General features: G+C 40.5%; 16 protein-coding genes and 3 other annotated features. Of the genes, 12 read left to right on the top strand and 4 right to left on the bottom strand.

Annotated features, from left to right (window positions below):
* Positions 1-46 precede the first annotated feature (46 nt).
* From AC0VYO_RS15880 to AC0VYO_RS15855, 6 genes are all read left to right on the top strand, one after another.
* Positions 47-883: a putative sporulation protein YtxC gene (locus tag AC0VYO_RS15880; RefSeq protein ID WP_475365592.1), complete on the top strand. Its 837-nt coding sequence runs from the start codon at positions 47-49 to the stop codon at positions 881-883.
* Positions 884-939: 56 nt separating this feature from the next.
* Positions 940-1155: a binding site (T-box leader), on the top strand.
* Between the two features lie 42 nt (positions 1156-1197).
* Positions 1198-3135, top strand: coding sequence for a threonine--tRNA ligase (gene thrS, locus AC0VYO_RS15875; protein WP_194219323.1), 1938 nt, complete (start codon positions 1198-1200; stop codon positions 3133-3135).
* Positions 3136-3312: 177 nt separating this feature from the next.
* Positions 3313-3434: a sequence feature (ribosomal protein L20 leader region), on the top strand.
* A gap of 89 nt (positions 3435-3523) precedes the next feature.
* Entirely contained in the window at positions 3524-4027 is a 504-nt protein-coding gene (infC, locus tag AC0VYO_RS15870) for a translation initiation factor IF-3 (protein WP_194219324.1), read from the top strand.
* Positions 4028-4049: 22 nt separating this feature from the next.
* Positions 4050-4250 (top strand): 50S ribosomal protein L35, encoded by a 201-nt coding sequence (gene rpmI, locus AC0VYO_RS15865; protein WP_048312400.1) that lies wholly within the window; start codon positions 4050-4052, stop codon positions 4248-4250.
* A 45-nt stretch (positions 4251-4295) separates the two neighbouring features.
* Positions 4296-4652 carry a 50S ribosomal protein L20 gene (rplT, locus tag AC0VYO_RS15860; RefSeq protein WP_098444486.1) on the top strand — a complete coding sequence of 119 codons (357 nt, stop codon included), beginning with the start codon at positions 4296-4298 and terminating at the stop codon, positions 4650-4652.
* 163 nt (positions 4653-4815) lie between these two features.
* Positions 4816-5097, top strand: coding sequence for a DUF1294 domain-containing protein (locus AC0VYO_RS15855; protein WP_475367794.1), 282 nt, complete (start codon positions 4816-4818; stop codon positions 5095-5097).
* Positions 5098-5169: 72 nt separating this feature from the next.
* Here AC0VYO_RS15855 and AC0VYO_RS15850 read toward each other — a convergent pair whose 3' ends face one another.
* On the bottom strand, positions 5170-6210 hold the full coding sequence (locus tag AC0VYO_RS15850) for a cytochrome d ubiquinol oxidase subunit II (RefSeq protein ID WP_408962569.1): 1041 nt from the start codon (positions 6208-6210) through the stop codon (positions 5170-5172).
* Between the two features lie 33 nt (positions 6211-6243).
* Complete coding sequence (locus tag AC0VYO_RS15845; protein WP_475365589.1) at positions 6244-7566, bottom strand: cytochrome ubiquinol oxidase subunit I; 1323 nt, start codon at positions 7564-7566, stop codon at positions 6244-6246.
* A 143-nt stretch (positions 7567-7709) separates the two neighbouring features.
* Here AC0VYO_RS15845 and AC0VYO_RS15840 point away from each other — a divergent pair, with 143 nt between their 5' ends.
* Positions 7710-8282: a TVP38/TMEM64 family protein gene (locus AC0VYO_RS15840; RefSeq protein WP_194219327.1), complete on the top strand. Its 573-nt coding sequence runs from the start codon at positions 7710-7712 to the stop codon at positions 8280-8282.
* Between the two features lie 62 nt (positions 8283-8344).
* Here AC0VYO_RS15840 and AC0VYO_RS15835 read toward each other — a convergent pair whose 3' ends face one another.
* A complete protein-coding gene (locus AC0VYO_RS15835) occupies positions 8345-8740 on the bottom strand; it encodes a sigma-w pathway protein ysdB (RefSeq protein WP_430243921.1) in 396 nt (131 codons plus the stop codon).
* A gap of 97 nt (positions 8741-8837) precedes the next feature.
* On the opposite strand from AC0VYO_RS15835, the gene AC0VYO_RS15830 reads away from it, so the two are divergent.
* Complete coding sequence (locus AC0VYO_RS15830) at positions 8838-9326, top strand: dUTP diphosphatase (protein WP_475365588.1); 489 nt, start codon at positions 8838-8840, stop codon at positions 9324-9326.
* Between the two features lie 80 nt (positions 9327-9406).
* Positions 9407-10492 (top strand): M42 family metallopeptidase, encoded by a 1086-nt coding sequence (locus AC0VYO_RS15825; RefSeq protein WP_283153904.1) that lies wholly within the window; start codon positions 9407-9409, stop codon positions 10490-10492.
* A 40-nt stretch (positions 10493-10532) separates the two neighbouring features.
* Here AC0VYO_RS15825 and sspI read toward each other — a convergent pair whose 3' ends face one another.
* Positions 10533-10739 (bottom strand): small acid-soluble spore protein SspI, encoded by a 207-nt coding sequence (sspI, locus tag AC0VYO_RS15820; protein WP_194219331.1) that lies wholly within the window; start codon positions 10737-10739, stop codon positions 10533-10535.
* Between the two features lie 138 nt (positions 10740-10877).
* On the opposite strand from sspI, the gene AC0VYO_RS15815 reads away from it, so the two are divergent.
* The 3 genes from AC0VYO_RS15815 (at position 10878) to pheT (ending at position 15446) form a co-directional block, all read left to right on the top strand.
* Positions 10878-11630 (top strand): TrmH family RNA methyltransferase, encoded by a 753-nt coding sequence (locus tag AC0VYO_RS15815; protein WP_475367501.1) that lies wholly within the window; start codon positions 10878-10880, stop codon positions 11628-11630.
* A 54-nt stretch (positions 11631-11684) separates the two neighbouring features.
* Positions 11685-11910, top strand: a binding site (T-box leader).
* Positions 11911-11975: 65 nt separating this feature from the next.
* A complete protein-coding gene (gene pheS, locus AC0VYO_RS15810; protein ID WP_194219332.1) occupies positions 11976-13010 on the top strand; it encodes a phenylalanine--tRNA ligase subunit alpha in 1035 nt (344 codons plus the stop codon).
* 27 nt (positions 13011-13037) lie between these two features.
* Positions 13038-15446, top strand: coding sequence for a phenylalanine--tRNA ligase subunit beta (pheT, locus tag AC0VYO_RS15805; protein WP_475365587.1), 2409 nt, complete (start codon positions 13038-13040; stop codon positions 15444-15446).
* Positions 15447-15486 lie beyond the last annotated feature (40 nt).

Below are 15486 nucleotides of genomic sequence, written 5' to 3'. Positions count from 1 at the left end.
TGCCATATAGATTCTAATGAGAAGGTAGTGGACAGGAGGGAATGCGTTGGTTTCGATAACATTTACTGATATAGATGACTTCCAATTTGTATTCGATCAATTGAACAAGTTCATTAAAATCGGTGACTCAGTCATTGTAAATGAAGAAGAGTTAAGTCTTTCTGTTGCGATAGGCCCATATGATACAAAACTGTGTTATCAGATTTCTCAATGCATTGCTAACTGTGTGAGTACCTTCTATGAGAAGCGTTGGATGGAACAGCTATTAACTTCAACGTATTATTATCAAGATAAAGATGAAATTGGTGAAATTACATCCATTGCTCGAAGTATTGGAGATGGGGATAAAGAAGACTATCCAGGTGCTCATCGCTATGCTAATCGAAGGGACGTACTGCTTCAGTCAACATTATCGTGTATTGAACAGGGTGGAACCATTTTGTTTGATTCTTTTTTAAGATTTCGAACGGGTCCTTATCGTGCTTTGCTAAATGAATTGATTGGAGAAGCGATTGACGAATATAAACTTGAACAAGAATATCAAAACTTCGTTGAAGGTTTAAGAATTCTATTGCGATCCAGGCAATCTCTTCAGAAAAAAGTAGTTCTTGTTTATGATAAAACATATCAATTATTTGATATGAATGGGTCACTATTAACTGGTATAGAGGGGAAGTTGGAAGATCTTCCTGTTGGGCTAACCATAGATGAGATAGATTCTGAAATTCTATTTCCCCTTCTGCTGCTTGCTCCAGAAGAAGTTTGTATTTACACGGATGATTCCGATGAGGGGCTCGTTCAAACAATCCGAAATGTGTTTGAAGAAAGGTTAAGTTTTTTTCCGTATCGTATGTCTAAACTATTTTTTTCAGGCAATCCTTAAAATAAGCTTGATTTTCATATGTACACTACTTATAATACCTACATACACGCATATACGTAATTGTTACGATAAGGACATGAGATGTGTTGTTAGCTTTCAGAGAGGGAAGGATTGGTGCGAACTTCCTAGCGAGACGAGCATACTTACCACCTTTGAACTCTGCCCTGGAAATGGGGTGGCGTTTCTGCTACGTTACAGCAGTCTGAGCCGTATAGGTTATTATCTTATGCGGGAAGCAGGGTGGAACCACGAGATCAACACTCGTCCCTTTTGGGATGGGTGTTTTTTATATGCAAAAAAAGGAGTGAAGAAGCATGGCTGAAATGGTAAAAATAACGTTTCCTGACGGTTCTGTAAAGGAATTTAATAAAGGGACAACAACGGAAGAGATTGCAAGCTCAATCAGCCCGGGCCTAAAGAAAAAGGCTCTTGCAGGAAAAGTGAATGGTGTTCTTTTTGATTTGAGACGCGAAATTGAAGAAGATGCTTCTATTGAAATTGTAACACCTGAAAGTGAGGACGGTCTTGAAGTGCTTCGTCATAGTACAGCGCACCTTATGGCACAGGCAATTAAACGCCTCTACAGTGATGTAAAACTAGGAGTAGGGCCGGTTATTGATAGTGGTTTCTACTATGATATTGACTGCCCTGTATCTATTACGCCTGAGGACCTGCCTAAGATTGAGAAAGAAATGAAGAAAATCATTAATGAAAATCTTGAAGTGAAGCGTATCGTTGTAAGTCGCAGTGAAGCAGAGAAAATGTTTAAAGAGATTGGCGATGAGCTCAAATTAGAGCTATTAGAAGCTATTCCTGCTGACGAACAAGTGACAATTTATGAACAGGGTGAATTCTTTGACCTTTGTCGTGGACCACACGTTCCATCTACTAGTAAGATAAAAGCCTTTAAATTACTTTCGATTGCAGGCGCTTATTGGCGTGGAGATAGCGAAAACCAGATGCTTCAACGCATTTATGGAACAGCTTTTCCAAAGCAATCTCAAGTTGAAGAATACCTTCATCTTTTAGAAGAAGCTAAAGAACGTGATCACCGCAAACTCGGTAAAGAACTTAAGCTATTTACTATTTCCCAAGAGGTAGGACAGGGACTTCCGATTTGGTTGCCAAGAGGGGCGACTATTCGTCGGACGATTGAACGATATATTGTAGATCTTGAGGAACGTCTTGGGTATAACCATGTATATACACCTCACCTTGCAAATGTTGATCTATATAAAACAAGTGGTCACTGGGATCACTATCAGGATGATATGTACCCTCCGATGAAAATGGATGAAACAGAAGAACTTGTTCTTCGTCCAATGAATTGCCCGCATCATATGATGATTTATAAAAACGATCTGAAAAGCTATCGTAGTCTTCCATACCGCGTTGCGGAGCTTGGAACAATGCATCGATATGAAATGTCTGGAGCGCTAGCAGGTCTTCAGCGCGTACGTTCGATGACGCTAAATGACGCTCACATCTTCTGTCGTCCTGATCAAATCAAGCAAGAATTTATTGAAGTTGTCGAGCTTATCCAGGAAGTTTATAAAGACTTTAACATCAGTGACTACTCATTCCGTCTTTCTTATCGCGATCCAGCAGATAAGAAAAAATATATCGACAATGATGAAATGTGGGAAAAAGCACAAAGAATGCTTAAAGAAGCAATGGATGACCTAAACGTCGAATATGTGGAAGCTGAAGGCGAAGCTGCGTTTTATGGTCCGAAATTGGATGTTCAGGTGAAAACAGCTCTAGGTAAAGAGGAAACTCTTTCGACTGTTCAACTTGACTTCCTACTTCCAGAGCGATTTGATCTATCTTATATTGGTGAAGATGGCAACCACCATCGTCCAGTTGTTATTCATCGCGGCGTTGTTTCTACAATGGAACGCTTCGTAGCATTCTTAATTGAAGAATACAAAGGAGCATTTCCAACTTGGCTTTCACCTATCCAGGCGGAGATTATTCCGGTATCAGAAGTTCACTTAGAATATGCAAAGAACGTTCAGAAAAAACTTCAGCGTGCAGGAATTCGTGTCGAGGTTGACGAACGCAATGAAAAGATTGGTTACAAAATTCGTGAAGCTCAAATGCAGAAAATTCCTTACATGCTCGTAGTAGGTGATAAAGAGGTTGAAGGTGAAGCGGTTAACGTACGCCGCTACAGCCAGCAGGATTCTGAGACTGTTTCATTGAATGATTTCACAGCTAGAATTGAAGAAGAAATTAAACAGAAGAAGTAATGTAAGACCGGCATAATTGCCGGTCTTTTATTAATATAGAAAAGAAATTTACAAAAAACACTTGTCACAAAGGGAAAGATTCGTTATGATAATCAAGTGCACTTCGAACGAATCTTATCACCTTGACATACATTTGGTCAGCATGGTATACTGTCTTAGGTAATTAAATATCGGAAACAAAGCAAGCAGAAGCGCCCGCTTCTCACCTGATTGACGCCGTAACTGGTAGTTTGCAGGTACACTGTTCTTATAATTGTGTAATGTGTGGGTGCCGTATGCGCCGACGCTTTTTTTATGCTTTGAACCGGATATAAACCATTTAATGACATCATGTTAGATGATCATCATCGAACAATAACCATGGAGGTGGCTGATTATTAGTAGAGATATGAACGTCAATGAGGGCATTCGTGCTCGGGAAGTACGTCTAGTTGGTGCAGACGGAAACCAAATTGGTGTGAAATCCAAAACTGAGGCATTAGATATGGCTCGTAATGCAAATCTTGATCTTGTAATGGTTGCTCCAAACGCGAAACCTCCTGTTTGTCGCATTATGGACTACGGAAAGTTCCGCTATGAGCAGCAGAAGAAAGAGAAAGAAGCGCGTAAGAAACAAAAGATCATTACCGTTAAAGAAGTTCGCTTGAGCCCGAACATTGAAGAACACGACTTCAATACGAAGCTTCGTAATGCACGTAAGTTTCTTGAAAAAGGCGACAAAGTGAAAGCATCGATCCGTTTCCGCGGACGTATGATTACACACTCTGATATCGGTAAAAAGGTGCTTGAGCACCTAGCAGAAGATTGCAAAGATATTGCAACTGTTGAGTCCAAACCAAAAATGGAAGGACGCAGCATGTTCCTAATCTTGGCACCTATCGCAGAAAAGTAATTCTTGAAGGAGGAACTCACTCATGCCAAAAATGAAATCTCACCGTGGAGCTTCAAAACGGTTTAAGAAAACTGGATCAGGTAAACTTAAGCGCAGCCGTGCTTACACTAGCCATATGTTCGGTAACAAGTCTCAAAAGCAGAAGCGTAAGCTTCGTAAAGCTTCTCTTGTTTCCGCAGGTGACTTCAAGCGCATTAAGACTTTAATCTACAACAAGAAGTAATCGGTTATTATATTATTGAGACACAGAAATTAGGAGGGGTTTAGTATGCCAAGAGTAAAAGGTGGCTACGTAACACGTCGTAGACGTAAAAGAACGTTAAAACTCGCAAAAGGATATTACGGATCTAAGTCTTTGCTTTTCAAAGTTGCTAATCAGCAAGTTATGAAATCAAACATGTACGCTTACCGTGACCGTCGTCAGAAAAAACGCGACTTCCGTAAGCTTTGGATCACTCGTATCAACGCGGCAGCTCGTTTGAACGGACTTTCTTACAGCCGTTTGATGTTTGGTCTTAAAACAGCTGGTATCGACATCAACCGTAAAATGCTTGCAGAACTAGCAGTAAATGACGAAAAAGCATTTGCTGAACTAGCTTCAAAAGCAAAAGAAAACTTGAAATAAGTTCTTTAAAACCATCCTCACATGTTGAGGGTGGTTTTTTTGTAAGCTATGTTACTTATATCGTTGATTCTCAATTTTGTCTCACAGAGCGTAAATGAGTCAAAATCAACAGCGTTCATTAACATAGCCTTTTTGAAAAAAGTTATAATAGAGGAGAGAGTAAGTGTTGGATGGTTTAATTGTATTAGGAATATATTTGGCGATCATCAATAGTTGGAGTTTCATAGCTATGGGGATCGATAAGCGTAGAGCGCAAAATCGAAAGCGAAGAATTCCTGAAAAGACGCTATGGTTTTTATTTATCTTTGGAGGAAGCTTCGGTGGTTTAACTGGAATGAAGAATTTTAGGCATAAAACAAAACACAAGCAATTTTTGTATGGCATCCCCGCTCTATTAGCTCTTCATCTCGTGCTCTTTGTTATCTATGCATACATCTATATGTAGAAAAAACGCCGAATGGGCGTTTTTTTTATTTAGTGTATTGTTCTTTTTTTCATAAGACGAACTTGTTTTCAATTAGGATTCATTTTGCTTAAGGTACCTTTTGTCTTTCAGAAATAGGCGCCAGAAGTAGATGAATCCTGGGGTTAAAATAAAGAAGGCTACAATGTAGGTGACGATTAATGCTCTAAATGTAGCGGGGTCTGTGAATCCAGTTTCAATCGTTACATTTGGATATACGATATAAGGTAAATGAGCTGAACCATAAGCATAACTAGCAAGTAAATATTGTGTAACGATACTAACCATAGCAAGCCTCGGAATACCGACACCTGTTTTTCTAGGAATAAAGAGAGCGAGATATCCGATTGCAAAGGTTGTGATAGAACCAATTAACCACGGTACATAGTCCATTAAATTGTCATAAAGCCATGGAGCTTCCGTTCGAATAGTGAGAACGAGTAAACCCGCCATCGCTAGTGAGATTGGACCGACAAGAATAGCATCCCTTCTATAAGTTTGATAAGCTTCTTCATCTCCTGATACGTTAGAGTAATCAGAAAGCAGCAGAGATGATAGAAAGAGCGTGCTTGAGATGGCGAAGGCCATGAAAGCATAAACACTTGGACTTGTAAATAATTCACCCAATAAAAGACGTTCTATCCCGTTTGATGTTTGTATAAATCCGCCATGCGTAATAGGCAACACGCAAATCAAGAGAGCTGGAATAAGAAAACCAGTTATTCCTGATATCAAGGTTAAGAGGCGTTTGTAATTTGAAGAAGCGGAATGAGAAAATACAAGAAACGCACTCCTAAGGGCAAGTAATAGTATAATCAAACTCCCTGGAATGAGAAGGACAGTACCAAGGGTAAACGTTGCTCCAGGGAAAAAGCTGAAAAGAGCTACGACAATGGCAACGATAAATACATTTGTTACTTCCCAAGATGGAGATAAATAGCGATTCGCAATATTTGTCGCTTTCGTGTTGTTTTTATTTAAATAGATCATGGACCAAAACCCAGCACCGAAATCGATTGTGGCCATCACCGCATAAATAAAAACAAGACCCCATATTAATGTGATAGCGTAAAATGCTTCTGACATGTGGTTCACCTCTTATTCTTTTTTAACGGTATAGACAGGTGCCTACTGATCGAGTTCCTCGCTAATTGGGTTACGATTGAAATAGTAGCGAAGGACGAGGACTGTTGAGATCATTAAAATGATATACACAATGAGAAAGAGAACAAAGAGCAGCCCGATATTTCCTGAAGTAGTGACCGCTTCTTCTGTTTTCATAACGTGATAGATAATCCAGGGCTGTCTGCCGGTACAGGCGAATATCCATCCGAATTCAATTGCTGTAATGGCGAGCGGACCTGCAGCAATAAATGCCCACATAAGCCAGCGTGGAAATTCTTTTCGTTTAAGGATTTTGTACCAAGTAAATCCAACAATAGACAATAGCATGAGTAGGGAACCAATCCCGACCATTGAATTGAACAAGGTATGGACAAATAGTGGTGGCCACTCTTCTTCAGGCCATTCTTCAAGACCGAGTACTTCAGTATCAAATGCGTCGTCGGATAGAAAACTAAGTGCCCACGGAACTTCAATTGCCCACTTTACCTCACGTTCTTCTTTATCGGTGTAGCCGCCAATAGCAAGTGGTGCATAAGTTTGTGTTTCAAACAAACCTTCCGCCGCCGCGAGTTTCTCAGGTTGATATTGATACAGTTGTTGAGCGGATTCATGTCCATTTAAGGCGGTCAAGATTGAAAAAACCCCTCCGATAACGAGCCCCATCATTAATGCTTTATGATGAAATTTATATTCTCTCGTATTACCTCGTTGACGAATCATTTTATATGCCGCAATCGATGCGATAACAAATGCCCCTGTCATTAAAGCAGAAACAGTTACGTGTCCAGCTGTAACTAGGAAGGAAGGATTGAAGAATGCCTCCCATGGATCAACGTTAACGAACTTTCCGTCTACTATCTCAAATCCAGCTGGTGTACCTTCAAAAGCGTGGACATTTGTAATTAAGATAGCTGATGCGCTCGCACCGAATGCAACAAGCGTTACGCTCACAATTCGCATGATTGGAGAAAGGCGATCTGCAGCATAAACATAGATTGACATAAAGAGAGCTTCTAGGAAGAAAGCATATATTTCAATTTGAAAGGGCAATGCAATCACTCGTCCAACGACTTCCATAAATCCTGGCCATAAGAGAGAAAGCTGTACACCTGCAATGGTTCCGGTAGGAATCGCCACCCCTAGTAAAACAGCAAACCCTTTCGTCCATCGATTGGCCATTATCGCATAATCTCTATCTTTTGTTTTTTGATACATGAGCTCAGCTACAAGAACCATTAAAGGTAAGCCTACACCGAGTGTTGCATAAATAATATGTACGCCCATTGTCATTCCAAATAATGAACGAGCAATAACGAGTTCATCCATAATTTATCCCCTCCAATTACCGAACTGATTAAATCTCCCCTTATTGTCCACGTATTTCCAAATAATATTCTAATCGAGATCCTTCGCTTTTTGACATAACAGCTCGTCTCTTGTCATAAAGGTTAAAGGAAGGGGGGAACATCATGAATGAGCTCGTCCTACCGCTTGTGGAGGTTGTATCTAATAGCGGAATTTACGCCCCGTTCTATTTCATTATTTTTCATTTTATTCGTCAGTTTGTATTTGTTCCAGTTAGTGTTGTTTGTGTTGCTGGTGGAGTGATGTTTGGCGCAATATATGGCACGATTTACTCATTGATTGGGATTACTGTTGTAAGTACGGTTTTTTATTTAGTTGTTAAGCGGACGCCGGGTTTGTTTAAGAAGATTATTCGAATGAAAGAACGATGGACACGTAAACATATGCCAATGTCAGTTGGGCAAATTGCCATCCTTCGATTAGTACCTTTCGTTCATTTTCATTTCATTTCCCTTTGTTTAATTGAGGTGTCTAAAGACTTTAGAGATTATTTGCGGTCATCCCTCATTTCAAATGTACCTCTCGCTTTGTTGTATTCTTTCTTTGGAACGGCAATTAGTAGGTTCGATCCGGTCGTCATCGTACTCATGTTGTGTGGACTTGTCATCCTTTTCTATTTACTAAGAAGAAGAGAGTGGATTATGAAGTGGGAGGATTTCTTTCAGCCTGTGAGATAAAAAAGCTTTTTAATTTGATCGTAAACAAACAAAACCCCTCCAGATCGGAGGGGGTTTGTTTGTTAAGTATTTTCGCGATGGCGTAAAAATTCTTTGACTGGGCTCTTCCATTCAATTTTTGCACTAGGATAGCGGATGTCCATTTCCTTTTCAAGAAAATAGAAATCTTCTTTCTCAAGTAAATATAGTTCTGATGCATTTTTCACCCCTACTGAAAGGGTAATAATATCGAACGAATTTTCAGTAGTGCCAAGGTACTTTTCACCTTCGAATAAGGCACCTTTGTAGGTGACGAGAAAATTCTTTCTTACATTGGACGAGTCATCGAAAAAATAGTATTCTTTATGATCGTGAGCTTTTTCCAGCTTTCGTTTTGGATCCATAAAAAAGCGGATGACAGAATAAGCGATCAATACCATGGCTACGAGAATGACAAGACGAAAAAGAATAATAATCATTAGTCAGCACCTCATTTTCACTATGCTTCTATTCTCTATACGTATATGATAAAGAAAGGTTTCATAAAAAGAAAAGATTTAAGAAAGGAAGAGTTCATTGAAATTCGAACAATTATTTACATTACAAAGACAACTTGATACTCGGATTGTAAAGGAACACAATTTGGAGCATGAAGATTTATTCGAGAATAAACTACTTGCTCTTAAAGTCGAGATTGGAGAACTAGCGAATGAAACACGTTGTTTTAAATATTGGAGTAAAAAAGCTCCTTCCCCTAAAGAAACGATTCTAGAGGAGTATGTGGATGGTATTCATTTTATTCTCTCATTAGGGATTGAATTGGGCATTACAACGTATGAAGCAGTGTCAAAAGGCGATCCCGCTGGATCTGAAGTACATGCTTTCCATCGTGTCTACAAAGCGATTGATCAAGTGGCAAGTGAAAAAAATGAGGAAGCATTTAACGATTTAATGGAAAGTTATCTTTTACTTGGACAACTTATCGGGCTACGGTTTGAAGAAATGAATGAAGCGTATTTGAAAAAAAATAAAGTGAATCATACTCGACAGGATCAGGGATATTAGATTCAAGAGTCCTCTGAATTGTGAAATATTTCGGAAACCGTTATAATGAACAGAGAATACATATCAAGGAGGCAATACATATGGCTAAGCTAGACGAAACGTTGCAGATGCTGAAAGAACTCACTGATGCGAATGGCGTACCAGGTAACGAACGTGAACCTCGTGAAGTGATGAAGAAGCACATTGAATCTCTTTCAGATGAAATCATGTATGATAATCTAGGCAGCTTAATTGCGGTTAAAAAAGGTAAAGCAGAAGGCCCAAAAATTATGGTTGCAGGTCACCTCGATGAGATTGGCTTTATGGTAACGCGTATTGATGATAAAGGCTTTCTTTATTTCCAAACAGTTGGCGGCTGGTGGGAGCAGGTTATGCTTGCACAGCGTGTTAACGTCATGACTCGTAATGGTAACATTATGGGCGTCATCGGTTCTAAACCACCACATATTCTTCCTCCTGAACAGCGTAAGAAATCGGTCGACAAGAAGGATATGTTCATTGATATTGGTGCTTCAAGCCGAGAAGAGGCTATGGAATGGGGCGTTAAGCCGGGAGATTCTGTTGTTCCAGTTTGTGAATTTACTGTTATGAATAACGAAAAAATGCTTATGGCGAAAGCATGGGATAACCGTATTGGCTGTGCTATTGCGATCGAAGTACTTCGTAAGCTAAAAGGAGAAGAGCATCCTAATACTGTCTACGGCGTTGGTACGGTACAAGAGGAAGTAGGTCTTCGCGGAGCGACTACGGCTACAAACATGATTAAGCCTGATATCGGCTTTGCGGTTGACGTTGGTATCGCTGGTGATACTCCTGGAGTAAGTGATAAGGACGCTCAATCCAAAATGGGGAAAGGTCCTCAAATTATTATGTATGATGCTTCAATGGTCGGTCACAAAGGTCTTCGTGACTTTGTAACAGATACAGCTGATGAGAACAATATTCCTTATCAGTTTGACTCTATTGCAGGCGGTGGGACAGATTCAGGTAAAATTCATTTAACAGCAAATGGAGTACCTGCACTTTCCATCACAATTGCCACACGCTATATTCATACTCACGCAGCGATTCTTCATCGTGACGATTTTGAGAATGCAGTTAATTTGATTGTTGAAGTGATTAAAAAGCTTGATGCTGATACTGTGAAAGAAATTATCTTTAACTAGAACACAAAATCCGGTGGCTCTTGCCACCGGATTTTGCTTGTTAATTTACACCCTGTGCCATATAAGAGAGCATTTGCTCTCGCTCATTTTCTGGTGCTTCTTTCCAAAGAATTTCGAAAAGAACACCAAGCCCAGGGAGCATTTTCTCTTCTCCGCTTTGCATGGCGTCGAGGATTGTCGCTTCGAGTTGCTCCTCGTTGTTGCCATTAATATTAGCGAGAATCGCTTTGCGTAAGTTAAGGTCCATACTTTCCACCTCACCTTTCTCATTCGCTTGTTGGTTCAAGCCTCATTAGTATGAGCGAATTGAAGAAATTTCATGAGTTTTATTGGAATCTTCCCTTTCAACCCTTTATAATGGAAACATTGAAAACTGAAGGAGAGCATAATGATTATCGAATCCGCTAAAAATCAAAAAGTGAAAGATTGGAAAAAACTTCAGACGCGAAAGGGTAGAGAGAAAGCTTTCTCTTATATCATTGAAGGTCCACATATTGTAGAAGAAGCTGCAAAGGCTGAAGCTTCAATCACAGAATTGATTGTGACAGAAGGCACTGACTTATCTGCTTATCCGTTTAAAGAGCTTCCTGTTGTCTATACTGTTACGGAGAAAGTGATGCAAGAACTAACGGATACAGAAACACCACAGGGGATTATGGCCGTTTGTAAAATGGTTGAGCCTGAACTACCTCGTCATGGCAAACTATTATTACTGGACGCTATTCAGGATCCCGGTAATTTGGGAACGATTATTCGAACTGCAGATAGTGCTGGATACGACGGCCTTCTACTTGGACATGGAACCGTTGATGCTTATAACAGTAAGGTGCTTCGATCCACCCAGGGATCTATTTTTCATCTTCCTGTAATAAAAGGGGACTTGGTGACAGAAGTTCAGAAATTAAAAGAAGCTGGCATGCTTATATACGCAACAGAAGTGAGTGGAGGAACGCCATATCAAGAGCTTGATTCATCTTCTCAGTTTGCTGTCATTCTTGGAAACGAAGCAAACGGTGTATCAGACGAGCTTCAACGTTTAGCAGACGAGAACGTGTATATTCCGATATATGGTAAAGCAGAGTCGTTAAATGTCGCCGTTGCAGCAGGAATTCTGATGTATGGATTGTTACCTTCATAATAAGGCTTGCGGATATAGCGATTTTTTTCTATAATTAAAAGCAACTTATATATGTTAAAAACAATGATGGAGAGTAGTAAGCTGCCGCTGCCTTTGCAGGGAGGAAATGCCGAGACTGAAAGCATTTCTATTGGGACGCTGCCGAATTCGCTCTGGAGTTGCCGCTTTGTTCGTTCGAAAGCGGATCGGTTTACAAGCCGTTATTCTTTGCTTAAGGCTGATAGGTGTACTCTATCGGTGAATTAGGGTGGTACCGCGAAATCAAATCTTCGCCCCTTTCTGGGGAGCGAGGATTTTTTTATTGCAAAAAGAAGCAAACACGAAAATGAAGTGGAGGTTGAAAAGATGCAAGAGCGTTTACAAACGTTGAAAGAAGAAGCACTATCAGAAATTCAGCAAGCTTCTTCAATGAAAGAAGTGCAGGATATCAAAGTGAAATACCTTGGAAAAAAAGGTCCAATTACAGAAATTTCTAAAGGTATGGGGAAATTGTCTAAAGAAGAACGTCCGAAAATGGGGCAGCTCGTTAATGAAATTCGCTCAGCGATTTCGGATCAATTAGAGGAGAAAGTGACTCGCTTAGAAAAAGCAGCCGTAGAAGAACGATTAAAGAAAGAAACGATCGATATTTCTCTGCCGGGTCGGCCAATTAAGAGAGGAAATCATCACCCACTAACGAGGGTAATCGAAGAAATTGAAGACCTATTTCTTGGTATGGGATTCTCGATTGCGGAAGGACCAGAAGTTGAAACCGATTATTATAATTTCGAAGCGTTAAATCTTCCTAAGGATCATCCGGCTCGAGATATGCAGGATTCATTCTATATAACTGAAGAAACGCTATTAAGAACGCATACCTCTCCAATGCAAGCTAGAACGATGGAGAAGTTAAATGGAGAAGGTCCTGTTAAAATCATCGTGCCCGGTAAAGTTTATCGCCGTGATACAGATGATGCAACACACTCCCATCAGTTTATGCAAATTGAAGGACTAATGGTTGGTGAGAATGTTCGCATGAGTGATCTAAAAGGTGTGCTCCAATCATTTGCGAAGAAAATGTTTGGAGAAGAACGTGAAATCCGTCTTCGCCCAAGCTTCTTCCCATTTACTGAGCCTTCTGTGGAGATGGATATTTCTTGCTTTAATTGTGGCGGGAATGGCTGCTCTGTATGTAAAGGAACCGGATGGATAGAAATTCTTGGAGGCGGTATGGTACATCCGAATGTACTTCGCATGTCCGGCTTCGATCCTGAGAAAGTCACTGGGTTTGCATTTGGTATGGGACCAGAACGGATCGCTATGCTGAAATATGGTATTGATGACATACGTCATTTCTACACGAATGACAGCAGATTTATTAAACAATTTAATTCACTATAATATGATTGGAAGTTAGGAGGAGAAAACATGCTCGTATCAATGAATTGGCTACAGCAGTATGTAGATTTAGATAGTTACTCAGCTGATGAACTAGCAGACCTGATTACTAAGGGTGGTATTGAGGTTGAAACAGTCGAAAAGCTTAATAAAGGAATTACCGGCGTGGTTATTGGTCACGTTCTTGAATGTCAGCAACACCCTGATGCTGATAAGTTGAATATTTGTCAGGTGAATGTTGGTGAAGAAGAGCCGGTCCAAATTATTTGTGGAGCACCAAATATTGCTCAAGGACAGTACGTAGCTGTAGCAAAAGTTGGGGCTGTACTTCCAGGCAATTTTAAGATTAAGAAAGCAAAACTTCGCGGTGAAGCTTCTCATGGTATGATCTGCTCACTTCAGGAGCTTGGAATTGAAAGTAAACTTGTATCGAAAGAGTATGCAGACGGAATCTTTGTATTTAGTGAAGACGTGACACCTGGTGAAGATGCGCTTGAATACTTGAATCTAAATGATGAAGTTCTTGAGCTAGGTCTTACTCCAAACAGAGCTGATGCGATGAACATGATCGGCGTCGCTTATGAAGTTGGGGCAGTATTGAATCGCTCAATTGAGCTTCCGTCTCCAGAGCTTGTTCGCTCGGATGAAGACGTTGAAGAGTATGTGTCAGTTCGTGTAGAGAATGAAGAAGATAATCCTTATTATGGAGCTTCCATTATTAAAGACGTAACGATCAAATCATCACCGCAGTGGCTTGTAAATCGCCTCGTTTCTGCTGGTATTCGTCCAATTAACAACGTAGTCGATATTACGAACTATGTTCTTTTGGAATACGGACAGCCGCTTCATGCTTTTGATTATAATCGATTTGGATCGAAGGAAGTCGTGATACGTCGCGCAACTGAAGGAGAAAAAATTGTCACTCTCGATGATGCTGAACGCACGCTTTCGAATGAGCATCTTGTCATCACGAATGGTTCAAAACCCGTTGCCGTGGCTGGTGTTATGGGTGGTGCTGATTCTGAAGTACAAGAAGACACAACAACGATTTTGCTTGAAGCAGCTTACTTTAACAGCAAGCTTGTTCGGAAAGCATCGAAAGATCTAGGGTTACGTAGTGACTCAAGTGCGCGTTTTGAAAAAGGAATTGATCGAAACCGCGTTGTTGGTGCAAGCGAACGCGCTGCTCAGCTCATTCAAGAAATTGCCGGTGGAACAGTGTTAAAAGGTATTGCTGAACAGGGAGCTCGAACCATCGAAGCTCTTGACGTTAGTATTGAAGTGAATCGAATTAATCAAGTTCTTGGAACAGAAATTTCTGAAACAGAAGTTGCTGCTATTTTTGAGCGTCTGCAATTCTCTTATCAGAACTTTGGTGGCACATTTACCGTTCAGGTACCGCCGCGCCGCCCGGATATAACGATTTCTGAAGATTTAATTGAAGAAGTAGGACGCCTCTACGGATATGATAATGTTCCTGCAACGCTACCTCTTACAGAAAGTACACCAGGACAGCTGTCAGAATATCAAGTGAAGCGTCGCCATGTTCGCCGTACGCTTGAAGGCGCAGGTCTTTTCCAAACAGTAACGTATTCTCTTACGTCGCCTTCTAAACGTCTTTTCTTCTCTGATGAATCAGCCGAAGCTGTTCGTCTTGCGATGCCAATGAGTGAAGAAAGAAGTGAACTTAGAACGAGCCTGATTCCGCATCTTCTAGAGGTAGCGCAGTATAACCGCAACCGTCAGCTAGATAATGTTGCTTTCTATGAAACGGCTTCTGTGTTCTTACCAGGTGATGAGCTTCCGGTAGAACAGGAACACCTTGCTGGCGTAGTGTCAGGATTATGGCAAGAGCACCTATGGCAAAAAGAAAAGAAAGTCGCTGATTTCTTTGTTGTAAAAGGAATCCTCGAAGAAATAGCGGTTGAATTTGGTTTAGAGGATCGTCTTTCGTTCGCTCGTGCAGAAGAGCCAAAGCTTCACCCAGGTCGTACAGCATCGGTTTATCTCGATGATGAGCTCATCGGATATATCGGTCAACTTCATCCAGAAGTTGAGAAAGATCTTGATTTGAGTGAAACATACGTTTTTGAAATCAATCTAGAGAAGTTACTGAATGCAGATGTTGCTCACCTTCAATACAAAAAGCTTCCACGATTCCCGTCTGTTACTAGAGATGTGGCTCTTGTTGTCAGTGAGTCGCTTGAAGCTGGAGAAGTGAAGAAAGTCATTAAAGAAGCTGGTGGATCTAAGCTTGTGGACATTCAACTATTTGATGTTTACCAGGGTGAACATCTTGATGAAGGTCAAAAATCACTAGCCTTTTCTCTTAGATATTACAATCCAGAACAAACTTTAACAGAAGAAGAAGTGAAGAAGGCACATGACCGTGTTCTTACAGCAGTAGAAGAACAATTTGGAGCTGCCCTTCGTCGATAACTACAGAAAATCCTCCCTACGTGTATAGGGAGGATTTTTA

The organism is Anaerobacillus sp. 63XJN7_4_ISO-PGPR-S23-413 (assembly GCF_056173725.1).
The sequence above is the reverse complement of the archived record's forward strand: the minus strand, read 5'-3'. Positions and strand labels throughout refer to the sequence as shown.